24 protein-coding genes are annotated in these 25,809 nt (G+C 62.5%); 15 read left to right on the plus strand and 9 right to left on the minus strand.

Features of this window, described 5'->3' with window-relative positions:
• The first annotated feature begins 90 nt into the window (after window positions 1-90).
• Genes hisB through hisF form a run of 5 tightly spaced genes read left to right on the plus strand, consistent with a single transcriptional unit; the run spans window position 91 to window position 3,130 of the window.
• On the plus strand, window positions 91-684 hold the full coding sequence (hisB, locus tag ABIB24_RS16000; RefSeq protein ID WP_003255736.1) for an imidazoleglycerol-phosphate dehydratase HisB: 594 nt from the start codon (window positions 91-93) through the stop codon (window positions 682-684).
• On the plus strand, window positions 685-1,323 hold the full coding sequence (hisH, locus tag ABIB24_RS16005) for an imidazole glycerol phosphate synthase subunit HisH (protein ID WP_025337371.1): 639 nt from the start codon (window positions 685-687) through the stop codon (window positions 1,321-1,323).
• A complete protein-coding gene (locus tag ABIB24_RS16010; RefSeq protein WP_274078857.1) occupies window positions 1,324-1,584 on the plus strand; it encodes a DUF2164 domain-containing protein in 261 nt (86 codons plus the stop codon).
• Window positions 1,585-1,611: 27 nt separating this feature from the next.
• Entirely contained in the window at window positions 1,612-2,349 is a 738-nt protein-coding gene (gene hisA / locus ABIB24_RS16015; protein ID WP_003257484.1) for a 1-(5-phosphoribosyl)-5-[(5-phosphoribosylamino)methylideneamino]imidazole-4-carboxamide isomerase, read from the plus strand.
• A 10-nt stretch (window positions 2,350-2,359) separates the two neighbouring features.
• Window positions 2,360-3,130 carry an imidazole glycerol phosphate synthase subunit HisF gene (gene hisF / locus ABIB24_RS16020; RefSeq protein ID WP_025337372.1) on the plus strand — a complete coding sequence of 257 codons (771 nt, stop codon included), beginning with the start codon at window positions 2,360-2,362 and terminating at the stop codon, window positions 3,128-3,130.
• 120 nt (window positions 3,131-3,250) lie between these two features.
• On the opposite strand, the gene choV is transcribed toward hisF, so the two are convergent.
• The 3 genes from choV to choX (ABIB24_RS16035) form a co-directional block, all read right to left on the minus strand.
• Window positions 3,251-4,429, minus strand: a complete 1,179-nt coding sequence (gene choV, locus ABIB24_RS16025) for a choline ABC transporter ATP-binding protein (RefSeq protein ID WP_025337373.1) — start codon at window positions 4,427-4,429, stop codon at window positions 3,251-3,253.
• Window positions 4,426-5,274 (minus strand): choline ABC transporter permease subunit, encoded by an 849-nt coding sequence (gene choW / locus ABIB24_RS16030; RefSeq protein ID WP_169774667.1) that lies wholly within the window; start codon window positions 5,272-5,274, stop codon window positions 4,426-4,428. The genes choV and choW overlap by 4 nt, the downstream gene beginning before the upstream one ends.
• 81 nt (window positions 5,275-5,355) lie before the next feature.
• Window positions 5,356-6,303, minus strand: a complete 948-nt coding sequence (gene choX / locus ABIB24_RS16035; protein ID WP_085591296.1) for a choline ABC transporter substrate-binding protein — start codon at window positions 6,301-6,303, stop codon at window positions 5,356-5,358.
• 453 nt (window positions 6,304-6,756) lie between these two features.
• On the opposite strand from choX (ABIB24_RS16035), the gene ABIB24_RS16040 reads away from it, so the two are divergent.
• Both ABIB24_RS16040 and gbdR read left to right on the plus strand, forming a co-directional pair.
• Window positions 6,757-8,133 carry an L-serine ammonia-lyase gene (locus ABIB24_RS16040; RefSeq protein WP_025337375.1) on the plus strand — a complete coding sequence of 459 codons (1,377 nt, stop codon included), beginning with the start codon at window positions 6,757-6,759 and terminating at the stop codon, window positions 8,131-8,133.
• A 517-nt stretch (window positions 8,134-8,650) separates the two neighbouring features.
• Entirely contained in the window at window positions 8,651-9,757 is a 1,107-nt protein-coding gene (gene gbdR, locus ABIB24_RS16045) for a choline metabolism transcriptional regulator GbdR (protein WP_025337376.1), read from the plus strand.
• A gap of 119 nt (window positions 9,758-9,876) precedes the next feature.
• Here gbdR and ABIB24_RS16050 read toward each other — a convergent pair whose 3' ends face one another.
• The gene (locus tag ABIB24_RS16050) at window positions 9,877-10,134 is read right to left on the minus strand and encodes a hypothetical protein (RefSeq protein WP_003257487.1); all 258 of its coding nucleotides are present in this window, start codon (window positions 10,132-10,134) and stop codon (window positions 9,877-9,879) included.
• Window positions 10,135-10,481: 347 nt separating this feature from the next.
• Between ABIB24_RS16050 and ABIB24_RS16055 the strand changes: the two genes are divergently transcribed.
• A complete protein-coding gene (locus ABIB24_RS16055) occupies window positions 10,482-12,071 on the plus strand; it encodes a reprolysin-like metallopeptidase (RefSeq protein WP_137162795.1) in 1,590 nt (529 codons plus the stop codon).
• Between the two features lie 177 nt (window positions 12,072-12,248).
• On the opposite strand, the gene ABIB24_RS16060 is transcribed toward ABIB24_RS16055, so the two are convergent.
• From ABIB24_RS16060 to choX (ABIB24_RS16075), 4 genes are all read right to left on the minus strand, one after another.
• Window positions 12,249-12,725 carry a thioesterase family protein gene (locus ABIB24_RS16060; RefSeq protein WP_137162796.1) on the minus strand — a complete coding sequence of 159 codons (477 nt, stop codon included), beginning with the start codon at window positions 12,723-12,725 and terminating at the stop codon, window positions 12,249-12,251.
• A 10-nt stretch (window positions 12,726-12,735) separates the two neighbouring features.
• A complete protein-coding gene (locus ABIB24_RS16065) occupies window positions 12,736-13,701 on the minus strand; it encodes an L-carnitine dehydrogenase (RefSeq protein ID WP_137162797.1) in 966 nt (321 codons plus the stop codon).
• 18 nt (window positions 13,702-13,719) lie between these two features.
• Window positions 13,720-14,604 (minus strand): 3-dehydrocarnitine:acetyl-CoA trimethylamine transferase CdhC, encoded by an 885-nt coding sequence (gene cdhC, locus ABIB24_RS16070; RefSeq protein ID WP_137162798.1) that lies wholly within the window; start codon window positions 14,602-14,604, stop codon window positions 13,720-13,722.
• Between the two features lie 123 nt (window positions 14,605-14,727).
• Window positions 14,728-15,672 (minus strand): choline ABC transporter substrate-binding protein, encoded by a 945-nt coding sequence (gene choX, locus ABIB24_RS16075; protein WP_013970502.1) that lies wholly within the window; start codon window positions 15,670-15,672, stop codon window positions 14,728-14,730.
• A gap of 147 nt (window positions 15,673-15,819) precedes the next feature.
• On the opposite strand from choX (ABIB24_RS16075), the gene ABIB24_RS16080 reads away from it, so the two are divergent.
• Window positions 15,820-16,764, plus strand: coding sequence for a GlxA family transcriptional regulator (locus ABIB24_RS16080; RefSeq protein WP_354316859.1), 945 nt, complete (start codon window positions 15,820-15,822; stop codon window positions 16,762-16,764).
• 299 nt (window positions 16,765-17,063) lie between these two features.
• On the opposite strand, the gene ABIB24_RS16085 is transcribed toward ABIB24_RS16080, so the two are convergent.
• A complete protein-coding gene (locus ABIB24_RS16085) occupies window positions 17,064-17,465 on the minus strand; it encodes a lysozyme inhibitor LprI family protein (protein WP_274079974.1) in 402 nt (133 codons plus the stop codon).
• A 287-nt stretch (window positions 17,466-17,752) separates the two neighbouring features.
• Here ABIB24_RS16085 and ABIB24_RS16090 point away from each other — a divergent pair, with 287 nt between their 5' ends.
• The 6 genes from ABIB24_RS16090 to etfB all read left to right on the plus strand — a co-directional run bounded on the left by ABIB24_RS16090 (window position 17,753) and on the right by etfB (window position 25,586).
• Entirely contained in the window at window positions 17,753-18,730 is a 978-nt protein-coding gene (locus ABIB24_RS16090; RefSeq protein ID WP_003257506.1) for a dipeptidase, read from the plus strand.
• A 77-nt stretch (window positions 18,731-18,807) separates the two neighbouring features.
• On the plus strand, window positions 18,808-19,338 hold the full coding sequence (locus tag ABIB24_RS16095; RefSeq protein WP_013970507.1) for a DUF5943 domain-containing protein: 531 nt from the start codon (window positions 18,808-18,810) through the stop codon (window positions 19,336-19,338).
• A gap of 15 nt (window positions 19,339-19,353) precedes the next feature.
• On the plus strand, window positions 19,354-21,414 hold the full coding sequence (gene dgcA / locus ABIB24_RS16100; protein WP_025337383.1) for a dimethylglycine demethylation protein DgcA: 2,061 nt from the start codon (window positions 19,354-19,356) through the stop codon (window positions 21,412-21,414).
• 206 nt (window positions 21,415-21,620) lie between these two features.
• Window positions 21,621-23,573, plus strand: a complete 1,953-nt coding sequence (dgcB, locus tag ABIB24_RS16105; RefSeq protein WP_013970509.1) for a dimethylglycine demethylation protein DgcB — start codon at window positions 21,621-21,623, stop codon at window positions 23,571-23,573.
• On the plus strand, window positions 23,573-24,805 hold the full coding sequence (etfA, locus tag ABIB24_RS16110) for an electron transfer flavoprotein subunit alpha (protein WP_039613190.1): 1,233 nt from the start codon (window positions 23,573-23,575) through the stop codon (window positions 24,803-24,805). Before dgcB ends, etfA begins: the two co-directional genes overlap by 1 nt.
• A 10-nt stretch (window positions 24,806-24,815) precedes the next feature.
• Window positions 24,816-25,586, plus strand: a complete 771-nt coding sequence (etfB, locus tag ABIB24_RS16115; protein ID WP_003257512.1) for an electron transfer flavoprotein subunit beta — start codon at window positions 24,816-24,818, stop codon at window positions 25,584-25,586.
• The last annotated feature ends 223 nt before the right edge of the window (window positions 25,587-25,809 follow it).

Here is a 25,809-nt window from a genome sequence, read left to right on the forward strand (position 1 = left end):
CGTTCTGCCATATGTCATCCGCGTTTCAAGCCGGCGCGTTCTAGGCCTATAATGAAGCCCTTTTCGCCTAATGATTTTGCGGAGCTGGTGATGGTCGAACGTAAGGCTTCCGTCGAGCGCAATACCCTGGAAACCCAGGTCAAGTGCTCGATCAACCTCGATGGCAGTGGCAAGGCCCGATTCGATATCGGTGTGCCTTTCCTTGAACACATGCTGGACCAGATTGCCCGCCATGGGCTGATCGATCTGGATATCGAGTGCAAGGGTGACACGCATATCGACGATCACCATACCGTCGAAGACGTCGGCATCACTCTGGGCATGGCATTCGCCCAGGCCATCGGTGACAAAAAGGGCATCTTCCGCTACGGCCACGCCTATGTGCCGCTGGACGAAGCGCTGTCGCGCGTGGTCATCGACTTCTCCGGTCGCCCGGGCCTGCAGATGCACGTGCCGTACACCCGCGCCAGCGTCGGTGGCTTCGATGTCGACCTGTTCCAGGAGTTCTTCCAGGGCTTCGTCAACCACGCCCTGGTGACCCTGCACATCGACAACCTGCGTGGCCACAACACCCACCACCAGATCGAGACCGTGTTCAAGGCTTTCGGCCGCGCCCTGCGCATGGCCATTACCCTCGACGAGCGCATGGCCGGGCAGATGCCATCCACCAAAGGGTGCCTGTAAATGCAGACGGTAGCCGTAATCGACTATGGCATGGGCAACTTGCACTCGGTGGCCAAGGCGCTCGAGCATGTAGGGGCCGGTAAGGTGCTGGTCACCAGCGATGCCACGGTCATCCGCGAAGCCGACCGCGTGGTATTCCCGGGCGTGGGCGCGATTCGCGACTGCATGGCCGAAATCCGCCGCCTGGGCTTCGACAGCCTGGTGCGCGAAGTCAGCCAGGACCGGCCGTTCCTCGGCATTTGCGTGGGTATGCAGGCACTGCTCGACCACAGCGAAGAAAACGACGGTGTCGACTGCATCGGCATGTTCCCCGGCCAGGTGCGCTTCTTCGGCAAAGACCTGCAGGAAGACGGCGAGCACCTGAAGGTGCCGCACATGGGCTGGAACGAAGTTGGCCAGACCAACGACCACCCGCTGTGGCACGACATCCCCGACCGTGCGCGGTTCTACTTCGTGCATAGCTACTACATCAATGCCGGCAAGCCGGCCCAGGTGGTCGGCCGCGGCCATTACGGTGTCGATTTCGCCGCTGCGCTGGCCGATGGCTCGCGCTTTGCCGTGCAGTTCCACCCGGAGAAGAGCCATACCCATGGCCTGCAGCTGCTGCAGAACTTCGTCGCCTGGGACGGGCGCTGGTAAATGAGCAGGTCGAAGACCAAGGCCCCGGTCATCACCCTGGCCCCCGAGCAGGAGCGCGATGCGCTGCACACGCTCAAGCGCTTCCTCGAAGACCGTTTCGAGCTGGAGCTGGGGTCGTTCGAAGTGGCCGAAGTCCTCGAGCTGTTCAGCAAAGAAATTGCACCCCTTTACTACAACAGGGCGATTGCCGATGTTCAGCTGCACCTCAAGGAGCGGTTCGAGAGCATCGAAAGCGATCTGTGGGCGCTCGAGAAGCCCTGAAAACCCAAGAACAGACAGGTTCCCAAGATGCTGATTATCCCCGCTATCGATCTGAAGGACGGTGCCTGCGTGCGCCTGCGCCAAGGCCGCATGGAAGACTCCACGGTATTTTCCGACGACCCGGTGAGCATGGCCGCCAAGTGGGTCGAGGGTGGCTGCCGCCGCCTGCACCTGGTCGACCTCAACGGCGCCTTCGAAGGCCAGCCGGTCAACGGTGAAGTGGTCACCGCCATTGCCAAGCGCTACCCGACCCTGCCGATCCAGATCGGCGGTGGCATCCGCTCGCTGGAAACCATCGAGCACTACGTCAAGGCTGGCGTCAGCTACGTGATCATCGGCACCAAGGCGGTCAAGCAGCCGGAGTTCGTCGCCGAAGCGTGCAAGGCCTTCCCGGGCAAGGTCATCGTTGGCCTGGACGCCAAGGATGGCTTCGTCGCCACCGACGGCTGGGCTGAGGTGAGCTCGGTGCAGGTCATCGACCTGGCCAAGCGTTTCGAGGCCGATGGCGTCTCGGCGATCGTCTACACCGACATCGCCAAGGACGGCATGATGCAAGGCTGCAACGTGCCGTTCACCAAGGCGCTGGCAGAAGCTACCTCGATCCCGGTGATCGCCTCGGGCGGCATCCACAACCTGGGCGACATCAAGGCCCTGCTGGACGCCAAGGCCCCGGGCATCATCGGCGCCATCACCGGCCGTGCCATCTACGAAGGCACCCTCGATGTCGCCGAGGCCCAGGCCTTCTGCGACAACTACCAAGGCTGAGGACTGAACCATGGCACTGGCCAAGCGCATCATCCCTTGCCTGGACGTGGACAACGGCCGGGTGGTCAAGGGCGTCAAGTTCGAGAACATCCGTGATGCCGGCGACCCGGTGGAAATCGCCCGTCGCTACGACGAGCAAGGTGCCGACGAAATCACCTTCCTCGACATCACTGCCAGCGTCGACGGCCGCGACACTACCCTGCATACCGTCGAGCGCATGGCCAGCCAGGTGTTCATCCCGCTGACCGTGGGCGGTGGTGTGCGCACCGTGCAGGACATCCGCAACCTGCTCAATGCCGGTGCCGACAAGGTCTCGATCAACACGGCCGCGGTGTTCAACCCGGAGTTTGTCGGCGAGGCAGCGGACCGTTTCGGTTCGCAGTGCATCGTTGTCGCCATCGACGCCAAGAAGGTGTCCGGCCCGGGTGAACAGCCGCGTTGGGAGATTTTCACCCACGGCGGGCGCAAGCCTACCGGGCTGGATGCCGTTGAATGGGCGAAGAAGATGGAAGGCCTGGGGGCCGGCGAGATCCTGCTGACCAGCATGGACCAGGACGGCATGAAGAACGGCTTCGACCTGGGTGTTACCCGTGCGATCAGTGATGCGCTGGGTATTCCGGTGATTGCCTCGGGCGGGGTGGGTAACCTGCAGCACCTGGCTGACGGCATTCTGGAAGGGCATGCCAGTGCGGTGCTGGCGGCCAGTATCTTCCACTTTGGTGAGTACACGGTTCCGGAAGCCAAGGCCTACATGGCTTCGCGCGGGATCGTCGTTCGCTGATCCATTGTCGGGAGGGCTTTGCCCTCCTTTCGCGACACAAGGCCGCTCCTACAGGGATACGCGTTCCCCTGTAGGAGCGGCCTTGTGTCGCGAAAGGGCCGCAACGCGGCCCCAATGGCATCAGCCGTGGTTCTTGCCGAGCAGCGCGTGATACAGCTCGCTGTCGCCCAGAATCCCCACCACCTTGTCATTCTCCTGCAGCACCAGCTTGTTCCCGGTCTGGTAACGAATCTGCAGCGCATCACGCATGCCGATATCCGCGTGCACCAGAGTCGGCCTGCGACCCAGCCCTTCCACCGACTGCCCCGGCGCCCAGTTCTGCATCTCCAGCCCGTTCTGCCCCTGGCGTGCGCGCTTGATCGAGTTGCCTTCGCCCAGGTCCAGCCACGAGTCGCCACCCGGGTCCAGGCACACCGAACCATTCACCCGCTTGCAGTTGTCCAGGCTGCGCATCAGGCTACGCCCGCACAGCACGTTCAGCGGGTTGGTATGGGCGACGAAGGTACGTACATACTCGTCGGCCGGGTTGAGCACGATCTCTTCCGGCTTGCTGTACTGAATGATCCGCCCGTCCTTCATGATGGCGATGCGGCTACCCAGCTTCAGCGCCTCGTCCAGGTCGTGGCTGACGAACACGATGGTCTTGCTCAGCTTGGCCTGCAGGCCCAGCAACTCGTCTTGCAGGCCCTGGCGGATCAGCGGGTCCAGTGCCGAGAATGGTTCGTCCATCAGCAGGATGTCGGCATCCATCGCCAGCGCCCGGGCCAGGCCCACGCGCTGCTGCATGCCGCCAGACAGTTCGTCCGGCTTCTTGTTGCGCCACTGGGTTAGGCCCACCAGCTCGAGCTTCTCGTCGACCAGCTTGCGCCGTTCCTTCTCGGGGCGGCCCTGCATTTCCAGGCCAAAGCTGATGTTCTCGCGCACCGTCAGCCAGGGCATCAGGGCGAACTTCTGGAACACCATGGCAATGCGCTTGGTGCGCATCATCTTCAGTTCGGCCGGGGTGCAGTGGGCAATGTCGATGTGCTTGCCTTCGTGCTCGACGAACAGCTTGCCGCGGCTGACGGTGTTCAGGCCGTTGATGCAGCGCAGCAAGCTCGACTTGCCCGAGCCGGACAGGCCCATCAGCACGCAGATCTCGCCCTTCTGGATATCCAGGTTGGCCTTCTCGACACCCACCACCAGGCCGGTCTGCTTGAGAATCTGCTCGCGGGTCTGGCCTTGGTCGAGCAGCGCCAGCGCTTCGCGCGGCTTGTTGGAGAAGATGACGTCGACGTCTTCGAAACGAATGATGCTCATGCTTCACCCCTTACCGGCAGGTCCGGTTGCTTGCAGATACGGTCGAGCATGATCGCCAGCAGCACGATCGCCAGGCCCGCTTCGAAGCCCAGGGAAATATCGGCGGTGTTCAGTGCGTTGACCACAGGTTTGCCCAGGCCGTCAGCGCCGACCAGGGCGGCGATCACCACCATCGATAGCGACAGCATGATGCACTGGGTAACGCCGGCGGCGATGCTTGGCATCGCGTGCGGCAGTTCGATACGGGTGAGCAGCTGGCGCCGTGAGCAGCCAAATGCCTTGCCGGCATCCATCAGCTCCTGCGGGACGTCGCAGATGCCCAGATAGGTGAGACGGATCGGCGCGGCGATGGCAAACACCACTGTCGAGATCAGCCCCGGCACCACACCCAGGCCGAACAGGGTCAGGGTGGGGATCAGGTAGACGAAGGTAGGTACCGTCTGCATCAGGTCGAGTACCGGGCGCATGGCGGTATAGAACATCGGTTTGTGCGCGGCGACGATGCCCAGTGGCACGCCGATGGCCACGCAAACCACTGTGGCGAAGGTGACCTGCGCCAGGGTTTCCATGGTTTCCTGCCAGTAACCCAGGTTGAGGATCAGCAGAAACGACAGGGCAACGAATGCGGTCAGCGCCCACTTGCGCTGGATGAAATGCGCCAAGGCGGCGAACAGAGCGATGAGCACGAACGGATTGAAGAAAGTCAGGGCACTGGTGACGCCATGGATCATGAACTCCAGGCCTTGCGCGATGGCGTCGAAGTAATTCGCGCCGTTCTGGGTCAGCCACTCGACGAACGACGCGATGTACTGGCCCAGGGGTATTTTCTGATCGATAAGCATGATAGCGAGCTTCCACCTGCATAGATTGAAATCAACCCGGGGCAGGCACGGGCCTGCCCCGAGGTAGCGCTATTGCGTATTTCGTTATTGCGTCAGCTTGGCCTTGGCCGCCTCAAGGCCGGGTTTGCCATCCACGGTGGTTACGCCGGCCAGCCAGGCATCCAGTTTGCCAGGGTTGTCCTTGAGCCACTTCTTGGCCGCCGCCTCGGGTTTCATCTTGTCGTCCAGGACATAGCCCATCATGGTGCTTTCATCCTTGAGCTCGAACGACAGGTTCTTCAACAGCTGGCCAACGTTGCTGCATTCCTGCACATAACCCTTGCGGGTGTTGGTCAATACGGTTGCCTTGCCGAAGTCGGGGCCGAAGAACTCGTCCCCGCCGGTCAGGTACTGCATCTTGAAGCGGGTGTTCATCGGGTGCGGTTCCCAGCCGAGGAACACCAGCGCATCGCCGCGTTTCTGCGCGCGGTCGACCTGCGACAGCATGCCGGCCTCGCTGGACTGGACGATCTTGAAGCCGGCGTCCTTCAGGCCGAAGGCGTTCTTGTCGATCATGCTCTGGATGGTGCGGTTGCCATCGTTGCCGGGCTCGATGCCGTAGATCTTGCTGTCGAGTTCTTTCTTGAACTTGGGAATGTCGCTGAAATCCTTCAGGCCCTTGTCATACAGCGCCTGGGGCACGGCCAGGGTGTACTTGGCGTTTTCCAGGTTGGCGCGCACTGTTTCTACAGTACCGGCGTCGCGGTACTGCTTGATGTCGTTCTCCATGGTCGGCATCCAGTTGCCGAGAAACACGTCCAGGTCCTTGCCGGTGGCCAGCGACTTGTAGGTCACCGGTACCGAGATCATGGTGGTGTGGGTCTTGTAACCCAGTGCTTCGAGCACAACGCTGGTGGTCGCGGTGGTTACCGTGATGTCGGTCCAGCCGACATCCGAGAACCGTACCGTCTGACATTGCTCGGGTTCGGCGGCCTGGGCCAGCAAAGGCGCGGACAGCAACGCAACCAGCAACAGCGAGGGTGAACCTTTCATGGATGGACTCCTGTGATTTTGTCTTCGGGTTCGCGTGGGTCGCCGGGCTTTCTCAGGGTCCGGTCGACCAGGCCTGCAGAGGGCAGGATGCGTGGCCGTGCTTTACGAGTCGCTTTCGATAATCCTCCAGCGCTGGGCAATCGCCTACTGGTGGGGTCGTAACCAGTACGGAACGGGTCGTATCCAGTATGGGCGATGTCGCTTATGGATTTTTCCACCCCCTCAGCCGCATTTTTACGTCACCAGGCCGCCGGAAAGCGGCGTGGCGAGGGCAGCTCCCCGGTAAAAAACAGCGCGGCGCTGCTGGACAAAAGTACGTCGGTTGCAGACGGCGAGGGGGTTGGTAAAAGCCCGATGATGCGTGCATTCAAGGCGGCCCGCTGCTTCAGCCTAGCAGCTGCCCCGCCCTGCGCATGGCGCGCAGAGACAAGCCCAGCAAGAGGTGATTCGATAATGGCCATCAGCGTGTTCGACCTGTTCAAGATCGGTGTCGGGCCCTCCAGCTCCCACACCGTCGGCCCCATGCGTGCTGGCGCCCTGTTCGTTCAGGGCCTGCGCGAACGCGGCGAGCTGGAACGTGTGAAGCGGATCGAAGTGCGCCTGTATGGCTCGCTGTCGGCCACGGGTGTGGGGCATGGCACCGACAATGCCACCATCATGGGCCTGATGGGTGAATGGCCTGACGCCATCGACCCGACCCAGATCGCACCGCGTATCGCCGACCTGCGCGAAACCAACACCCTGCAGCTGGACAGCCGCCTGCCCATCGAATTCGTCTGGGCCCGAGACATGCTGCTGCTGGACGAGAACCTGCCGTACCACCCCAACGCGATGACCCTGATTGCCGAAGGCGAGCAGGGCGAGCTGCACCGCGACACCTACTACTCAGTCGGTGGCGGCTTCGTGGTCGATGCCGCCCAGGCCGCCAGCGGCGTGCTGGATGCCGACCAGACGGTGCTGCCGTACGACTTCAACAGCGCTGCCGAACTGCTGCGCCTGTGCAAGCAAAACGACCTCAGCGTGTCGCAATTGATGATGGCCAACGAGAAGGTCTGGCGCAGCGAGGAAGAGATCCGCGCCGGCCTGCACAAGCTCTGGGAAGCCATGCAGGAATGCGTCAACAACGGCCTCAAGTACGAAGGCACGCTGCCCGGCGGGTTGAACGTGCGCCGCCGCGCCGCAAAGCTGCACCGCAGCCTGCAGGAAATCGGCAAGCCCAACGTGATCGGCTCGACCATGAGCGCCATGGAGTGGGTCAACCTGTTCGCCCTGGCGGTCAACGAAGAGAACGCCGCCGGCGGGCGCATGGTTACCGCGCCGACCAACGGTGCGGCGGGCATCATCCCGGCGGTGTTGCACTACTACATGCGCTTCAGCGATGCGGTGGACGAGTCCAGCGTGGTCGATTTCTTCCTCGGTGCTGCCGCGGTGGGCATCCTGTGCAAGAAGAACGCGTCGATCTCCGGTGCCGAAGTGGGTTGCCAGGGTGAAGTCGGTTCGGCTTGCGCCATGGCCGCGGCGGGCCTTGCCGAAGTGCTGGGTGCGACCCCGCCACAGGTGGAGAACGCTGCCGAGATCGCCCTGGAGCACAACCTGGGCCTGACCTGCGACCCGGTCGGCGGGTTGGTGCAGGTGCCGTGCATCGAGCGCAACGCGATTGCCGCGGTAAAGGCCATCAACGCGGTGCAGATGGCCCTGCGTGGTGATGGCGAGCACTTCATTTCCCTCGACCAGGTGATCCGCACCATGCGCGATACCGGGGCCGACATGCACGACAAGTACAAAGAGACCTCGCGCGGTGGTTTGGCGGTCAGCGCAATCGAGTGCTGATAGCTTGATCTGACCTCAAGGGCCTCTTCGCGGGTGAACCCGCTCCCACAGGTACTGCGTTGCTCTCACTCGCGGTGCTGTACTTGTGGGAGCGGGTTTACCCGCGAAGAGGCCCTTGAGTTTGACGCAGGTGCAGCACAGTCCCCCAATGCCCCTTTATGGTGCAGTACGACGCATACCGATCGTCGGGTGTCGTTATCAGTGTGGGCGTTGTCGGTGACACTCATGAGTGTCGTTTCTGGGCATCCTACACTGCGCATGTCACCAAATTGCTCAGCCGTTACACGCACAGCGCCTAGCACGCCAGTTCCACGAAGATTGGCCAACTCGATCAAAGCACCTGATTTGCCTGACAAAGGCGTCGTTTTCAGGTTTTTTTGGATAGCCGTTCAATTTCAGGCACGGCGTTTGCGTTGAGATTGGCACCAAGGCCCCTGCACATGAACCGGGGCCATACATAACAAGAAATCAGTGCTCGCCTGAGGCACACCCTGCATTTGTGTGAGGAGAAATCGCGATGACGTCGTACACCTCCGGGAACCCAACCCAGAACCGCACAGCCCCCCAGTCCATCGGGTTTCTCCTACTGGACAATTTCACCCTGATTTCCCTGGCATCGGCCGTCGAGCCGCTGCGCATGGCCAACCAGCTGTCCGGCCGCGAGCTGTACCGCTGGCACACCCTCACCGCCGATGGTGGACAGGTGTGGGCCAGCGATGGCTTGCAGATAACCCCTGACGCCGCCATGCACAGTGCGCCCCCCATCGATACCGTGATTGTCTGTGGCGGCGTGGGCATCCAGCGCAGCGTTACCCGCGAGCATGTCACCTGGTTGCAAACCCAGGCCCGTCAGTCGCGTCGCCTGGGTGCAGTGTGCACCGGCAGCTGGGCCCTGGCCTGCGCCGGCCTGCTCGACGGCTTTGATTGCAGCGTGCACTGGGAATGCCTGGCGGCCATGCAGGAGGCCTACCCGCGGGTCAACATGAGCACCCGCCTGTTCACCCTCGACCGTAACCGCTTCACCAGCTCCGGCGGCACCGCGCCGCTGGACATGATGTTGCACCTGATCAGCCGCGACCACGGCCGTGAACTGTCGGCTGCGATTTCCGAAATGTTCGTCTACGAGCGCATCCGCAACGAGCAGGATCACCAGCGCGTGCCGCTCAAGCACATGCTTGGCACCAACCAGCCGAAGCTGCAGGAAATCGTCGCGCTGATGGAGGCCAACCTCGAAGAGCCGATCGACCTGGATGAACTGGCGGTATACGTGTCGGTATCGCGTCGGCAGCTCGAGCGCCTGTTCCAGAAGTACCTGCACTGTTCGCCGTCGCGTTACTACCTGAAGCTGCGCCTGATCCGCGCCCGGCAGCTGCTGAAGCAGACGCCGATGTCGATCATCGAAGTGGCGTCGGTGTGCGGCTTCGTGTCTACCCCGCACTTCTCCAAGTGCTACCGCGAGTATTTCGGCATTCCGCCGCGTGACGAGCGCGTGGGCTCCAACACTGCGCAGCAGGTGGCGATGATGCCGATCCCTCAGGCCATGACCCTGTCGCCGCACAGCGGGCCGATGGCGGCCTTGAGCCAGGCGCGCAACGAGTCGACCTTTGCCAGTGTAAGGCTCTGAAACAGCACTGGCCTCTTCGCGGGTAAACCCGCTCCCACAGGTACTGCACTGAATTCAAAAGCAGTGCAGTACCTGTGGGAGCGGGTTTACCCGCGAAGAGGCCAGTACAGGAAAACGAATCAGCCGCGCTTGTTGAACTGCGCCAACGCCGGCAACAGCTGTTTGTCGATGGCCTGGCGCACCGCCGGCAGGATCGTCGCACTACCGGTATACATCTGCTCCACCATCCCCTTCAGCGCCCGTGCATTGGGCTCGGTCAGCCCACGCACCACCGCTTCGCACGCCTGCTCGGCAGTAGCGCCGGCCGGAATCTCGAACCCGCGCGCGCGCAGGTGGCCTGCCAGATCGTCCTGGTCAATCAAATCCGCATGCATCATGGCTGTTGTCCCTTTTATCGCTAAGAGAGTGCTGCTGTGATTTACGACCGATTCTGTGACGCCGGCGACATGCCCGCAACAACAGAATGGCGCCATGGCTGCTTTGGCTAAGAACAGGTCGTTCCCGGCTAAATCCACCTGCCGGGAAGTGCGCAAACTCAAGCCATCTACCGCAACGGAGGGTTTGGTCACCCTCGTTCGTGCACAGTGGATGTTGCTCGCTCTTGGCCCCGGATGCTCACGGCTTTCCGGGGTTATTTTTTTCCTGACCTGATATTTTTGCCAGTTGTGAAGCTTGCTGCGTAGGGCGCTTAGTTGAGGCGTAAGTACCTTAATGGAGCAGCACCATGCGTATAAGGAAAATGACGAGCCTAATCGCCTCTGCGAGCCTTGGGCTGCTGGTGGCGTGTACATCGCATCACTCGGTCCAGGCGAAGAAATTGTTCGAGTTTCGCGGTAGCAACAGCCTGACGGAACTCCAGGCAGCAGTGGGGGTGGCGCCCTATTTGAATGCACTTGTAAGCGACCCGGCTAACGAGGACATTCGGCCGGTTACCGTGGACACTTCGCTGGTTTCGCCAGATACGAAATCATTGACCGTCTCTCTGAACGAAAAAGACAGCGTTACATTCCAGCTGCGACGGGCCGACCCTCCGGCACCGGGTATGGTGGGGTGGGTAGGTGATGTGTCGACTGATCGGCGGAAGAAGTTCACGTCGACGGCAGAAGGTGATTTTGATAAAGACTGGATATCGTTGGTGCTTCATGAAGGAAACCTGATAGGCAGTATCAACTTTGATGGTATGCGCTATGAGTTGCAGCCTGTCGGGCGAGGCCAGCACGTGCTGGTGAAGGTTAATGAGTCAAAATTGCCGCCTGAAGCTGAGCCGCTTTTAGAAAATAGCACTTCTGCACCGGACACGACGTCTGGATATGTACCGAAATCACAGCGAAGCATCATTCGTGTCATGTTCGTGACCACTGAAGAGTCTCGGGCAAGGTATGCTGATTATAAAGGCACGTTGGCCAATGCGTTGCAGAGCGCCAATCAGTACATGATCAATAGTAAAGTGGATATCACCTATGAACTGGCCGGGTACTACGACGGCGCTATCAGTGAGCAGGGAAAAACATTCAAAGAAATGGTGTATGCCCTCCGCCAAACCGATCAGCCTTTTGGCAAAGCAGTGGGTGAGCGGCGAGATGCCTTACGTGCTCACTTGGTATCTATTTTGCTCGTCAATCCCGAATACTGCGGTTGGGCCTCCATCACTTCCAATAAGAGTAATGCTTTTTCCGGCATCGCTTGTTTTGGCTCTCTGGGCCATGAGTTAGGGCATAATCTTGGGGCAGACCACAATTGGCATGAGGGCGATAACGAGCGCAATCCACCCTACATGTTCGGTTATCGCTACCAGGCGGGAACGCCTCGCTTCAGTACACAGATGTCGTACGCATGCAGCCCGGCATGCCCGCGCATACCCTACCATTCTAATCCGCGCGTGACGTATGAAGGTATCCCCGTCGGAACGGCAGAACATCATGATGTAGCCCGACGGTTCAATGAGCGCAGGGAAACGGTTGAAGGTTTTTATCCACCGGTACTTGAGTTCATACTTTACGATGGCAGTAATTTTAACGGGCGATCTTGTCAATTTGTTCAGGGCATCGGTTCTTCAACTGATGTGCGAGCGCAGTGCGGGGAGGAATGGGGGACTATTGTGAGCTCTGCAAAGGTTATCGGCATGGCCCCGGGCGTCAGCGTGAAATTTACACATGACAAGCATGCTTATGAGTCGTTCTTAAGTAAAACGTACAGCGGTATTTTGCCCGTTTACCAATTTGGCGATTATCCAGATGTTGATGTCGGTATTGAGTGGTCTTCTGGCGGAGGCTCTATCAACAATATGGTCGATGGCATAAGTAGCTCAAGATAGCGCATTGTAATCAGGCTCGGGGGCTGGCCACACTGAGCCCTCAAAGCAACGGAGGGTTTGGTCACCCTCGTTCGTGCACAGTGGATGTTGCTCGCTCTTGGCCCCGGATGCTCACGGCTTTCCGGGGTTATTTTTTGCCTGAATACACGCCCGCTCCCACAGGTTATGTGTTGCTGCTCAGTTTGGCGTAGGCAGGGCTATCACCCGGCCGACGAACTCAGTCGGAGGCACATCCTGCTGCTCACCCACCAATCCTTGCAGCAACCCGACACTACGCTCACTGAACGGCGCCGACTTCGGCCCCGCCAGGTCCACATGCAGCAGCATCTGCTCACTGGCCGCCAGTGCTTCGTCGAACCCTGCCCGGTGCAGGCTGTGGTAGACATGCAGGCGCTTGCGGTCGAAGCCGATGATCTGTGTCTGCACCCACACCTCGCTACCCAGCTTCACTTCGTGCAGGTAGTTGATGTGCGCCTCCAGGGTGAACAGCGAGTTACCGCTCTGGCCGCGGCTGTCGGCATCCAGGCCGATGCGCTCCATCAGCGCGTCGGTGGCGTAGCTGAAGATCAGCAGGTAGAAGGCATCGCGCAGGTGCCCGTTATAGTCGACCCAGTCCTCCTGGACTGGGGTGCGGTAGGTGATCAGTGCGGGCATCGCGGTCTCCTCAGTCGCCGAAAGCCATACCGTGCTTGGCCTTGCTGGTCTTCACCGCTTCCAGCACTGCCAACAGGGTGTCATCACGATAGCGCTCCAGGGCGGCGATGCTGCGGTCGCCCAGTTGCTCGGAGGTCCCTTCGACCACATCGTCGATCAGCTTGTCGGTCAGCTCTGGTGCCGGCAGGTAAGTCCACGGCAGTTGCAGCGCCGGGCCGAACTGAGCCATGAAGTGACGCATGCCTGCGTCACCACCGGCCAGGGTGTAGGTGAGGAACGTGCCCATGAACGACCAGCGCAGGCCGGCGCCGAAGCGGATGGCATCGTCGATTTCGCCGGTGCTGGCCACGCCGTCGTTGACCAGGTGCAGGGCTTCGCGCCACAGGGCTTCGAGCAGGCGGTCGGCGATGAACCCGGGCACTTCCTTGCGTACGTGCAGCGGGCGCATGCCCAGGTTGGTGTAGATGGCCCTGGCAGCTTCGATGGCCTCGGGGGCGGTGCGGTTGCCGCCGACGATTTCCACCAGCGGCAGCAGGTACACCGGGTTGAACGGGTGGCCGACCACGCAGCGCTCGGGGTGGGTGGCCGACTCGTAGAACTCGCTGGGCAGCAGGCCCGAGGTGCTTGAACCGATGATCGCGTCGGGTTTGGCGGCAGCGCTGATCTTTGCGTGCAGGTCGAGTTTCAGGTCCAGGCGTTCAGGGGCGCTTTCCTGGATGAAATCGGCATCGCGGACGCATTCCTCGATGGTGGCGACGAACTTCAGGCGGTCTTGTGAGGCGCCTGGTGCCAGGCCTTGCTTTTCCAATGCCGGCCAGGCGTTGGCGATGCGCTTGCGCAACGCCTGCTCGGCGCCTGGCGCCGGGTCCCAGGCGACCACGTCCAGCCCGTGGGCCAGGGCGCGCGCGACCCAGCCGCTGCCGATCACGCCACTACCCAGGGCGGCGAAGGTCTTGATCTTGGTGATGAAGGTCATGTTGGGCTCCTGAAAGTGTCAGCGGCGTTTGAGGTTCATCTTTTCCCGGCCTTCGGCCGGGGTCAGCACACGGGCGCCAAGGCGCGAAATGATCTCCACCGCGCGCTCGACCAACTGGCCGTTGCTGGCCAGCACGCCACGGTCCAGGTACAGGTTGTCCTCCAGGCCCACCCGCACGTTGCCGCCCAGCAGCACCGCCTGTGCGGCCATCGGCATCTGCATGCGGCCAATGCCGAACCCGGCCCAGGTGACGTTGGCCGGCAGGTTGTCGACCATCGCCTTCATGGTGGTGGTATCGGCCGGCGCGCCCCACGGGATGCCCAGGCACAGCTGGAACAGCGGGTCGTCGAGCAGGCCTTCCTTCATCATCTGCTTGGCGAACCACAGGTGGCCGGTGTCGAAGATTTCCAGCTCGGCTTTTACCCCCAGCTCGGTAATGCGCTTGGCGCCGGCGCGTAGTTGTGCCGGGGTGGAGACGTAGATCGAGTTGCCGTCGCCGAAGTTGAGGGTGCCGCAGTCGAGGGTGCAGATTTCCGGCAGCAGCGCTTCGACATGGGCCAGACGCTCCAGTGGGCCGATCAGGTCGGTACCCGCGCCGAACTCCAGTGGTGTTTCACCCGGGCCGATTTCCAGGTCGCCACCCATGCCCGCGGTAAGGTTGACGATGATGTCCACGTCGGCCTCGCGGATGCGTTCCATGACTTCGCGGTACAGCGCCACGTCGCGGCTGAAGCGGCCGGTTTGCGGGTCGCGCACGTGGCAGTGGACCACGGTGGCGCCGGCTTTGGCGGCCTCTACGGCAGACTCGGCGATCTGCTTGGGGGTGACTGGAACAAGGTGGCTTTTCGAGGCGGTGTCGCCGGCGCCGGTTAGGGCGCAGGTGATGATGACGTCGTGGTTCATGGCTTGGTTCCTTGTGGTAACCGTTGTGGCCTTTTCGCGGGCACGCCCGCTCCCACAGGGTCTGCGCAGACCTTGACCTTTGCGCTGTACCTGTAGGAGCAGCCTTGTGCTGCGAAAGGCCTGTCAGTTGGCAGTGAGGTTGAGGTTGTCGGCAGCCGGTTTGCCATCGAAGGTGGTCACACCCTCCAGCCAGCGGGCCTTGTCCTCGGGGTGGTCCTTGAGCCACTGGCGGGCCGACTCCAGCGCATCCTTGTGGTCGAGCAGCGGCTGCATCATGCGGCTCTCGTCCTCGGCGCTGAAGTTCAGGTTGGCCAGCAGGCGGTGGGCGTTGGGGCAGCGTTCGGCGTAGTCCGGCGCGGTCACCGTCCACACTGTCGCGCGGCCTTCGTCAGGGCCCAGGGCGTCCTGGCTGTCGCCCAGGTAGACCATGTCGATATTCACGTTCATCGGGTGCGGTGCCCAGCCAAAGAACACCACGGCTTCGTTGCGCCGCACCGCGCGATCGACGGCGGCGAGCATGCCGGCCTCGCTGGACTCGACCAGCTGGAACTTGCCCAGGCCGAACTGGTTCTTGGCGATCATCGCCTTGATCTGGGTGTTGGCGCCGGAACCCGGTTCGATGCCGTAGATTTTCCCGCCCAGTTCCTTTTCGAACTTGTGGATGTCGGCGAAGGTCTTCAGGCCCTTGTCGGCCAGGTACTTGGGCACCGCCAGGGTGGCGCGGGCGTCTTCCAGGCTGGGTTTGTCGAGCACCTTGACCTGCTTGGCGTCGACGAACGGGGTGATGGTCTGGGTCATGATCGGGTTCCAGTAACCCAGGAACATGTCCAGGCGTTTGTCGCGGATGCCGGCGAAGATGATCTGCTGCGAGGCGCTGGTCTGTTTGGTCTGGTAGCCAAGGCCATCGAGCAGCACCTGTGCCATGGCGCTGGTGGCGATGACGTCGGTCCAGTTGACCACGCCCAGACGGACGTTCTTGCAGGCCGCAGGCTCGGCGGCGAATAGTGGTGAAGTGGCGATGCTGCTCAGGGCAAGGGTCAACAGGCTGCGGCGGATCAAGCTGTGCATGGTGGCTCTCCATCGGCAGTGCATATTGTTATTGGGGTTCGACCTCTCTGGGTCGTATGAAGAAGCTACGCTGCTGTCAGGGTGGAAAATCGCACCCTGGCGACCAACATTTGCACGGAGGCGACCACCTTTGCCGTGGAGCATGCAATGCCGCAAATCATTCACTTCCTGTTGTTGCCCGGGTTCTCGGCCATGGGTTTCATCAGTGCCCTGGAGCCACTGCGGGTGGCCAACCGCTTCAAGGGCCCGTTGTATCGCTGGCAGGTATTGAGCCTGGACGGTGGGGCGGTGCAGGCCAGCAATGGCATGTCGGTGAACGCCGATGCAGCGCTGGCGGCGGGCGAGCCTGGTGGCATCCTGCTGATCGTCGCCGGTTTCGAGCCATTGGCCTGTTACGGGCCGGCGCTGCAGCAGGCGCTACGCCGCCTGGACCATGAGGGGGTGGTTCTGGGTGGCATCGATACCGGCGCGGTGGTGCTGGCCGAGGCCGGCCTGCTCGACGGCCACCGCGCCACCGTGCACTGGGAGGCGCTGGAGGCGTTCAAGGAGAACTACCCGAGCCTGCAGGCCACCCAGGAACTGTTCGAAATTGACCGGCGGCGCATCACCTGTGCCGGTGGCACCGCTTCGATCGACCTGATGCTCGACCTGATTTCCCAGGCCCACGGCAGTGAACTGGCGGTGCAGGTGTCGGAGCAATTCGTGCTCGGACGTATCCGCCAGCGACAGGACCACCAGCGCATGCAGATCGCCAGCCGCTATGGCATTAGCAACAAGAAGCTGGTGAAGGTGATTGGTGAAATGGAGCGCAACACCGAGCAGCCGCTCAATACCCAGGTGCTGGCCAAAGCGGTGCAGGTGACCCGACGCCAGCTGGAGCGGCTGTTCCGCGTGCACCTGGATGACACGCCCAGTGGGTTCTATTTGCGACTACGCCTGGACAAGGCACGGCAGTTGTTGCGCCAGACCGACATGAGTGTGCTGGAGGTGGGGGTGGCGTGCGGGTTCGAGTCGGCTTCGTACTTTACCCGCTGCTATCGGGCACGGTACCAGCGTTGCCCGCGGGAGGACCGCTTGGCCCGGGTGGTTTGATTTCCTCCTGTACCGGCCTCTTCGCGGGTAAACCCGCTCTCATAGAACAACACATGACTCATTGGTTCGGCGAGGTTCTGTAGGAGCAGCCTTGTGCTGCGAAGAGGCCGGTACTGACAAAGCCTGTCTGTTGCTTGTACTGGCCTCTTCGCAGCACAAGGCTGCTCCTACAAAGGACGCGTCAGACGAGCGATATTTGTTCTCTGCGCGACAGCGCAGCCCAAAAGGGCTGGGCAATCTCCCACAGGAAACCCGCCGCCTGTGGGAGCGGGCGTGCCCGCGAAGAGGCCGGTACAGGCTTACTGCTGGCCGATGGACTGCAGGTACTCCGAACGGTCATCACTGCGCTGCGCCACACAGGTATCCCACGCCGCCTGGAACGCCTTGCTGCCGGGCTTCTCGGCATAGGTCTCGACCTTGCAGTCGGCATCGCGCAACTGTGCCCACAGCTTCTCGGCCGCGTCCATGCGCGCGACCAGCGCAGTGGCCTTGTCGCCTTCATCGGCATACTGGTCGCGGATGCGCTGGATCAGTTCGTCATACGCCGCTTTCAGCTCGCGCTCGGCGGTCTGCTTGTTGAACGCAGCGCAGGCGTAGGTCTGCTGGTCGGTCTCGACGTTGTCGCACGGGGTGCTTTCTTCCTCGCCGGCCTGGGCGCCCGATACGACAGCCAGCAATACCAGCCATGCCATTGATTTCATCCGTTTTCTCCTCAACAAGGCTGACGAATCGGCTGGATTCTCGCTCAGCCGCCGACAAGACGATAGCTCCCTGAAGAAATGTTCATGAAACGGCCGGAAATGTCGTTATCGAGACTGTCTCTCATCGCCAGACGGCGCGCCAGAGGGCGCGATGTCGCGCATTGACGCTTTCGGCAAACCCCCTGTCGTTTTTGCATCGGGGCGCCTTTGGGCACAGGCATATGCTGGCCCCAAAGCGCCGGCAATAAGGTTTGGCGCAAACCCATTCAATAAAAGGGGACAGCCTGATGAGCCCAGCCGAACTTCATGCCGACAGCATCGTCATCGACGGCCTGATCATTGCCAAATGGAACCGCGAGCTGTTCGAGGACATGCGCAAAGGCGGGCTGACTGCGGCCAACTGCACGGTGTCGGTCTGGGAAGGCTTCAAGGCTACCGTCGACAACATCGCCGCCAGCCAGAAGCTGATCCGCGATAACAGCGACCTGGTGATGCCGGTACGCACCACCGCCGACATCCGCAAGGCCAAGGAGCTGGGCAAGACCGGCATCCTCTTCGGCTTCCAGAACGCCCATGCCTTCGAAGACCAGATCGCCTACGTCGACGTGTTCAAGCAGCTGGGCGTGGGCATCGTGCAGATGTGTTACAACACCCAGAACCTGGTCGGCACCGGCTGCTACGAGCGTGATGGTGGCCTGTCGGGCTTCGGCCGCGAGATCGTTGCCGAAATGAACCGCGTCGGCATCATGTGCGACCTGTCCCACGTCGGCTCCAAGACCTCCGAAGAAGTCATCCTCGAGTCGAAAAAGCCGGTCTGCTACTCGCACTGCCTGCCTTCGGGCCTGAAAGAGCACCCGCGCAACAAGTCGGACGAAGAGCTGAAGTTCATCGCCGACCACGGCGGTTTCGTCGGCGTGACCATGTTCGCACCGTTCCTGGCCAAGGGCATCGACTCCACCATCGACGACTACGCCGAAGCCATCGAGTACACCATGAACATCGTCGGTGAAGACGCCATCGGTATCGGTACCGACTTCACCCAGGGCCACGGCCAGGACTTCTTCGAGTACCTGACCCACGACAAGGGTTACGCCCGTCGCCTGACCAACTTCGGCAAGATCATCAACCCGCTGGGCATCCGCACTGTGGGCGAATTCCCCAACCTCACCGAAACCTTGCTCAAGCGCGGCCACTCCGAGCGCGTGGTGCGCAAGATCATGGGTGAGAACTGGGTCAACGTCCTCAAGGACGTGTGGGGCGAATAAGCCGCTCTCCAAGCCTGAAAGCCCCTGCCAGCAACGCCGGGGCATCCCGATAAAAAATTTTATGGAGTTGAGTTTCCATGGCCAAGATCGCCCCGCAATTGCCAATCGAAGTAGACAGCGAGACCGGTGTCTGGACCAGCGACGCCTTGCCGATGCTGTATGTGCCGCGCCATTTCTTCGTCAACAACCACATGGGCATCGAAGAAGTCCTGGGCGCCGACAAGTACGCCGAGATCCTCTACAAGGCCGGCTACAAGTCCGCCTGGCACTGGTGTGAAAAAGAGGCCGAGTGCCATGGCCTGGAAGGCGTGGCGGTGTTCGAGCACTACATGAAGCGCCTGAGCCAGCGCGGCTGGGGCCTGTTCGAAATCCAGGACATCGACCTCGACAAGGGCACCTGCAGCGTCAAGCTCAAGCACTCCGCATTCGTGTACGTCTATGGCAAGTGCGGCCGCAAGGTCGACTACATGTTCACCGGCTGGTTCGCCGGCGCCATGGACCAGATTCTCGCTGCCCGCGGCAGCTCGATCCGCACTGTGGCCGAACAGGTCTATGGCGGGTCGGAAGAAGGCCACGAAGATGGCCTGTTCGTTACAAAGCCGTTGTAAGCCGGAGATAGCGTCATGGCATTCGAAGCAATGTTCCAGCCGATCCAGATCGGCAAACTGACCATCCGCAACCGTGTGCTCAGCACCGCGCACGCCGAGGTCTACGCCACTGACGGCGGCATGACGACCGACCGCTACGTGAAGTACTACGAAGAAAAGGCCAAGGGCGGTATCGGCCTGGCGATCTGCGGCGGCTCGTCGGTGGTGGCCATCGACAGCCCGCAGGAGTGGTGGGCGTCGGTCAACCTGTCGACCGACCGCATCATCCCGCACTTCCAGAACCTGGCCGACGCCATGCACAAGCATGGCGCCAAGATCATGATCCAGATTACCCACATGGGCCGTCGCTCGCGCTGGGACGGCTTCAACTGGCCGACCCTGATGTCGCCGTCGGGTATCCGTGAACCCGTGCACCGCGCCACCTGCAAGACCATCGAGGTGGAAGAGATCTGGCGCGTGATCGGCAACTACGCGCAAGCTGCCCGCCGCGCCAAGGAAGGTGGCCTGGACGGCGTGGAGCTGTCGGCCGTGCACCAGCACATGATCGACCAGTTCTGGAGCCCGCGGGTCAACAAGCGTACCGACGAATGGGGCGGTACCTTCGAAGGCCGCATGAAGTTCGGCCTGGAAGTATTGAAGGCCGTGCGTGCCGAAGTCGGTGACGACTTCTGCGTGGGCATGCGTATCTGTGGCGACGAGTTCCACCCCGATGGCCTCAGCCACGAGGACATGAAGCAGATCGCTGCCTACTACGACGCCACTGGCATGCTCGACTTCATCGGCGTGGTCGGTTCGGGTTGCGACACCCACAACACCCTGGCCAACGTCATCCCGAACATGAGCTACCCGCCGGAGCCGTTCCTGCACCTGGCGGCCGGCATCAAGGAAGTGGTCAAGGTCCCGGTGCTGCACGCGCAGAACATCAAGGACCCGAACCAGGCCACGCGTATCCTCGAAGGCGGCTACGTGGACATGGTCGGCATGACCCGTGCGCACATGGCTGACCCGCACCTGATCGCCAAGATCAAGATGGGCCAGATCGACCAGATCAAGCAGTGCGTCGGTGCCAACTACTGCATCGACCGCCAGTACCAGGGCCTGGATGTACTGTGCATCCAGAACGCCGCGACCTCCCGTGAATACATGGGCGTGCCGCATATCATCGAGAAGACCACCGGCGCCAAGCGCAAGGTGGTGGTGGTTGGCGCCGGCCCGGCCGGCATGGAAGCGGCCCGCGTGGCTGCCGAACGTGGCCACGATGTGACCCTGTTCGAGAAGAAGGAGCAGATCGGCGGGCAGATCACCATCGCCGCCAAGGCCCCGCAGCGCGACCAGATCGCCGGTATCACCCGCTGGTACCAGCTGGAGCTGGCGCGCCTGAAGGTCGACCTGCGCCTGGGCACCGCCGCCGACGTGGCTGCCATCCAGGACCTGCGCCCGGACATCATCGTGCTGGCGGTGGGTGGGCATTCCTTCCTGGAGCAGAACGAGCACTGGGGCGCCGCCGAAGGGCTGGTGGTCAGCAGCTGGGACGTGCTCGACGGCAAGGTTGCGCCGGGCAAGAACGTGCTGGTGTACGACACCATCTGCGAGTTCACCGGCATGTCGGTGGCTGACTTCATCGCCGACAAGGGCAGCCAGGTCGAGATCGTCACCGACGACATCAAGCCGGGCGTGGCCATGGGCGGTACTACCTTCCCGACCTATTACCGCAGCATGTACCCGAAAGAAGTGATCATGACCGGCGACATGATGCTGGAAAAGGTCTACCGCGAAGGCGACAAGCTGGTGGCGGTGCTGGAAAACGAATACACCGGCGCCAAGGAAGAGCGCGTGGTCGACCAGGTGGTGGTGGAGAACGGCGTGCGTCCTGACGAGCAGCTGTACTACGCACTGAAGGAAGGTTCGCGCAACAAAGGCCAGATCGACGTGGAGGCACTGTTTGCCATCAAGCCACAGCCGATCCTCAGCCAGCCGGGCGAAGGCTACCTGCTGTACCGCATCGGCGACTGCGTGGCCCAGCGCAACGTGCATGCGGCGATCTACGACGCCTTGCGCCTGTGCAAGGACTTCTGATCGCACCGCCTCTCTAGAGGCGGGACTGGCCCCCCTGTAGGAGCGGCCTTGTGTCGCGATGGGCTGCGCAGCAGCCCCAGGATTTGTGCAGCGCCGCTCACCCTGGGGCTGCTGCGCAGCCCATCGCGACACAAGGCCGCTCCTACAGGGGTCCGCGCCACCTCTTGATGTGTGGCGCAAGAATCCAGCTGTTGTGGGAGCCTCCCATGTTGAACACCCTTCTACCTATCCTGCTGTTCGCTGCCCTTGGCCTGGCAGTGCTCGGCGCCCTGCGCCGGGTGCGCATGTGGCGGCGTGGCCGGCCGTCCAAGGTCAACCTGATCGGCGGCCTGCTGGCCATGCCGCGCCGCTACCTGGTCGACCTGCACCATGTGGTCGAGCGCGACAAGTACATGTCCAAGACCCACGTGGCCACCGCTGGCGGCTTCGTGCTGTCGGCCGTGCTGGCGATCCTGGTGCATGGCTTCGGCCTGCAGAGCAAGATCCTCGGCTACGCGTTGCTGGTGGCCACGGTGATCATGTTCAGCGGCGCTATCTTCGTCTTCAAGCGCCGTCTCAACCCGCCTTCGCGCCTGTCCAAGGGCCCGTGGATGCGCCTGCCGAAGAGCCTGCTGGCGTTTGCCGTGAGCTTCTTCATTGCCACCTTGCCGGTCGCCGGCATCCTGCCGGCCAACACCGGTGGCTGGGTGATGGTGGGCATTCTCGGCCTGGGCGTGCTGTGGGGCGTGTCGGAGCTGTTCTTCGGCATGACCTGGGGCGGCCCGATGAAACACGCCTTCGCCGGTGCCCTGCACCTGGCCTGGCACCGCCGCGCCGAACGCTTCGGCGGCGGCCGTTCCACCGGCCTCAAGCCGCTGGACCTGGAAGACCCGAATGCGCCGCTGGGCGTGGAAAAGCCGGTGGACTTCACCTGGAACCAGCTGCTGGGCTTCGATGCCTGCGTGCAGTGCGGTAAATGCGAAGCCATGTGCCCGGCCTTTGCCGCCGGCCAGCCGCTGAACCCGAAAAAGCTCATCCAGGACATGGTCATCGGCCTGGCCGGTGGCACCGACGCGCAGTTCGCCGGTAGCCCATACCCGGGCAAACCGATCGGTGAGCATGGCGGCCACCCGCACCAGCCGATCGTCAATGGCCTGGTCGACGCCGAAACGCTGTGGTCGTGCACCACCTGCCGTGCCTGCGTCGAGGAATGCCCGATGATGATCGAGCACGTCGATGCCATCGTCGACATGCGCCGTCACCTCACCCTGGAAAAAGGCGCCACCCCGAACAAGGGCGCCGAAGTGCTGGACAACCTGATCGCTACCGACAACCCGGGCGGCTTCGCCCCTGGCGGGCGCATGAACTGGGCCGCCGACCTCAACCTGCAATTGCTGTCGGAGGTGAAAACCACCGAGGTGCTGTTCTGGGTCGGTGACGGTGCCTTCGACATGCGCAACCAGCGCACCCTGCGCTCGTTCGTCAAAGTGCTCAAGGCGTCGGGCGTGGACTTTGCCGTGCTCGGCCTGGAAGAGCGCGACAGTGGCGACGTGGCGCGCCGTCTGGGCGATGAAGCGACCTTCCAGCAACTGGCCAAACGCAATATCCAGACCCTGGCCAAGTACAAGTTCCAGCGCATCGTCACCTGCGACCCGCACAGCTTCCATGTGCTGAAGAACGAGTACGGCGCCCTGGGTGGCGACTATCAGGTGCAGCACCACAGCACCTACATCGCCGAACTGATCGCGGCCAACAAACTCAACCTCGGCCAGCACAAGGGCGGCAGCGTCACCTACCACGACCCGTGCTACCTGGGCCGTTACAACGGTGAGTACGAAGCGCCGCGTGCCGTGCTCAAGGCCCTGGGTATCGAAGTGCGCGAGATGCAGCGCTCGGGCTTCCGTTCCCGTTGCTGCGGCGGTGGTGGCGGTGCGCCGATCACCGACATCCCTGGCAAGCAGCGTATCCCGGACATGCGCATGGACGACATCCGCGAGACCGAGGCCGAGCTGGTAGCTGTGGGTTGCCCACAGTGCACCGCCATGCTCGAAGGTGTGGTCGAACCGCGCCCGCAGATCAAGGACCTGGCCGAACTGGTGGCCGACGTGCTGATCGAAGAGGACGCGCCCTCTGCCCCAAAGCCGCAAACGGCCAAACGTGAACCTGCGGAGGTGCACTGATGAGCGACATTATCCGCCGCGACCCACGCGCCGAGTGGATCGCCCGTAACCGTCTGCACCCGCTGCATGCAGCGATGCAGACGCAGCAGACCAGCTGGATGGGGCCCAACGGCCTCATCCGCAAGAACCCCCATGCGATTGCCGCAGGCTTCATCGGCCCGGCCGGCATCAAGCGCATCGACCGCAGCGGCGCCCAGCAGGGCACCGCCGTGGGCGGGCGACGCACGGCGGCGGCCGAAGTCAAGCTGCCGCTGCACCAGGTGCCGGCGCCGGCGTTCTACATCGCCGTGGTGCCGGACATGGTCGGTGGCCGCCTGAGCAGCCACGACCGCGACCTGCTCGGCCTGGCCCACAGCCTGGCCGGCAGCGACGGTGCGGTGCTGGCAGTGGTGTTTGGCGAGCACAAGGAAAGCAACTTTTCCACAGCCGGGGTCGACCGCCTGCTGGTCATCGAAGGCGAGGCTTTCGAAGGTTATGCACCGGAGCAACTCGTTCAAGGCCTTCGGGCTGTGGATAACCAGTTCACCCCGCGCCATTGGCTGCTGCCCGACAGCCGCACCGGTGGTGGCGAACTGGGCCGGCGCCTGGGCGCGGCACTGGGCGAGCGCCCGGCGACGCGGGTATGGCAGGTCAAGGACGGCCAGTGCATCGGCCGTGCCGGCGCCGGCCAGCAAGACCTGCAGCGCGCCGTACCACGCTTGATCCTGGCGGCGGCCGAGTGCGCCGAGCCGGTCAGCGAAACCCGTCACGAAGCGCTGCCGGTGGAGTTGTCCACAAGCGTGGCGCGCAGCCTGTCGCGCATCGAAGACCTCGGCTCGGTGGCCGTGGACCCGGCCACCATTGCCATGGCCGAAGCCGAGTTCATTGTCTCGGGTGGCAACGGGGTGAAGGACTGGGACCTGTATCACAAGGCCACCGCGGCCCTTGGCGCCACCGAAGGCGCCTCGCGGGTGGCGGTGGACGACGGCTTCATGCCGCGCAACCGCCAGGTGGGTGCCACCGGTACCTGGGTTACCGCGCGGGTCTACGTGGCTGTGGGTATCTCGGGCGCGATCCAGCACCTACAGGGCATCGGCGCCTGCGACAAGGTGGTGGCGATCAACATGGACCCGGGCTGCGACATGATCAAACGGGCCGACCTGTCGGTAATTGGCGACAGTTCGGCGATTCTCCAGGCACTGATCGAGGCTGTGGACAACTACCGCAGCGGCGGCCAGCGCGACGCGGCATAAGGGCACGAGCATGAGTACGAAAGTGATCAGCCTGGTTTCCATCGGTGCCCACCCCAGCTCCGGCCGCGCTCGCCGCGCCGAGCAGGATGCGCGCGCCGTGGAGCTGGGTTTGCAGCTGGCTGGGGATAACTTGCAGGTAGTGCATGCCGGCGACCCACGGGAAGAGGCGCTGCGCGCCTACCTGGGGATGGGCCTGGACCATCTGGACGTGCTGGAGCAGCCGGCCGGTGCCGACGTGCTGGGCGTGCTCGGGGATTACCTGCGCGATGCCGGGGCACAGCTGGTGCTGACCGGTAGCCAGGCCGAGACCGGCGAGGGGTCGGGCATGTTGCCGTTCCTGCTGGCGGAAAAGCTCGGTTGGCCGCTGATTGTGGGGTTGGCTGAAGTGGAGTCGATCGACAACGGCACCGCCCAAGTATTGCAGGCGCTGCCGCGCGGTCAGCGGCGTCGGCTGAAGGTGCGCCTGCCGTTGCTGGCAACTGTGGATAACGCTGCGCCCAAGCCGCGCCAGAGCGCTTTCGGGCCGGCGCGTCGGGGTGTGTTGGCGGCGCGTAACGTGGCTATCGTCGAAGACGAACTGCTGGCCGAAGCCGAACTGCAACCGGCCCGCCCGCGGCCCAAGCGGCTTAAGGTGATCAAGGCCAAGAGCGGTGCCGACCGGATGAAAGCGGCGACGGCCAAGGCCAGTGGTGGCGGTGGCAAGGTGTTGAAGGACGTTTCTCCACAGGAAGGCGCCGAGGCCATCCTCAAGCTGCTGGTGGAAGAGGGCGTGCTGCGCTGAAGCTGGAGGATTGGAGATTTCTCTGTGGGAGCGGCCTTGTGCCGCGAAAGGGCCGCGTTAGCGGCCCCATCCATTTCTGCAGTGACTAAAAACCCGGGGCCGCTGCGCAGCCCTTTCGCGACACAAGGCCGCTTGTGTCTTGATGAGGGATTAAAATCTGGAGTGAGAGCGGTGAATGACAAGCTGAATGCCGCAGGTGCCATGAGCACGAGTGGGAGCACAA

Origin of the sequence: Pseudomonas sp. UYEF17 (genome assembly GCF_040546125.1) — a bacterium.
GTDB classification, from domain to species: domain Bacteria; phylum Pseudomonadota; class Gammaproteobacteria; order Pseudomonadales; family Pseudomonadaceae; genus Aquipseudomonas; species Aquipseudomonas putida_Z.

Coding starts and splice junctions, on each gene's coding strand:
- cdhC (WP_137162798.1), bottom strand. CDS start 14,604: ATGAACCACGACGTCATCATCACCTGCGCCCTAACCGGCGCCGGCGAC.
- gbdR (WP_025337376.1), top strand. CDS start 8,651: ATGACGTCGTACACCTCCGGGAACCCAACCCAGAACCGCACAGCCCCC.
- etfB (WP_003257512.1), top strand. CDS start 24,816: ATGAGTACGAAAGTGATCAGCCTGGTTTCCATCGGTGCCCACCCCAGC.
- hisH (WP_025337371.1), top strand. CDS start 685: ATGCAGACGGTAGCCGTAATCGACTATGGCATGGGCAACTTGCACTCG.
- hisA (WP_003257484.1), top strand. CDS start 1,612: ATGCTGATTATCCCCGCTATCGATCTGAAGGACGGTGCCTGCGTGCGC.
- hisB (WP_003255736.1), top strand. CDS start 91: ATGGTCGAACGTAAGGCTTCCGTCGAGCGCAATACCCTGGAAACCCAG.
- ABIB24_RS16085 (WP_274079974.1), bottom strand. CDS start 17,465: ATGAAATCAATGGCATGGCTGGTATTGCTGGCTGTCGTATCGGGCGCC.
- dgcA (WP_025337383.1), top strand. CDS start 19,354: ATGGCATTCGAAGCAATGTTCCAGCCGATCCAGATCGGCAAACTGACC.
- etfA (WP_039613190.1), top strand. CDS start 23,573: ATGAGCGACATTATCCGCCGCGACCCACGCGCCGAGTGGATCGCCCGT.
- dgcB (WP_013970509.1), top strand. CDS start 21,621: ATGTTGAACACCCTTCTACCTATCCTGCTGTTCGCTGCCCTTGGCCTG.
- ABIB24_RS16065 (WP_137162797.1), bottom strand. CDS start 13,701: ATGACCTTCATCACCAAGATCAAGACCTTCGCCGCCCTGGGTAGTGGC.
- hisF (WP_025337372.1), top strand. CDS start 2,360: ATGGCACTGGCCAAGCGCATCATCCCTTGCCTGGACGTGGACAACGGC.
- ABIB24_RS16060 (WP_137162796.1), bottom strand. CDS start 12,725: ATGCCCGCACTGATCACCTACCGCACCCCAGTCCAGGAGGACTGGGTC.
- ABIB24_RS16010 (WP_274078857.1), top strand. CDS start 1,324: ATGAGCAGGTCGAAGACCAAGGCCCCGGTCATCACCCTGGCCCCCGAG.
- choV (WP_025337373.1), bottom strand. CDS start 4,429: ATGAGCATCATTCGTTTCGAAGACGTCGACGTCATCTTCTCCAACAAG.
- ABIB24_RS16090 (WP_003257506.1), top strand. CDS start 17,753: ATGAGCCCAGCCGAACTTCATGCCGACAGCATCGTCATCGACGGCCTG.
- choX (WP_085591296.1), bottom strand. CDS start 6,303: ATGAAAGGTTCACCCTCGCTGTTGCTGGTTGCGTTGCTGTCCGCGCCT.
- ABIB24_RS16080 (WP_354316859.1), top strand. CDS start 15,820: ATGCCGCAAATCATTCACTTCCTGTTGTTGCCCGGGTTCTCGGCCATG.
- ABIB24_RS16040 (WP_025337375.1), top strand. CDS start 6,757: ATGGCCATCAGCGTGTTCGACCTGTTCAAGATCGGTGTCGGGCCCTCC.
- ABIB24_RS16050 (WP_003257487.1), bottom strand. CDS start 10,134: ATGATGCATGCGGATTTGATTGACCAGGACGATCTGGCAGGCCACCTG.
- ABIB24_RS16095 (WP_013970507.1), top strand. CDS start 18,808: ATGGCCAAGATCGCCCCGCAATTGCCAATCGAAGTAGACAGCGAGACC.
- choX (WP_013970502.1), bottom strand. CDS start 15,672: ATGCACAGCTTGATCCGCCGCAGCCTGTTGACCCTTGCCCTGAGCAGC.
- ABIB24_RS16055 (WP_137162795.1), top strand. CDS start 10,482: ATGCGTATAAGGAAAATGACGAGCCTAATCGCCTCTGCGAGCCTTGGG.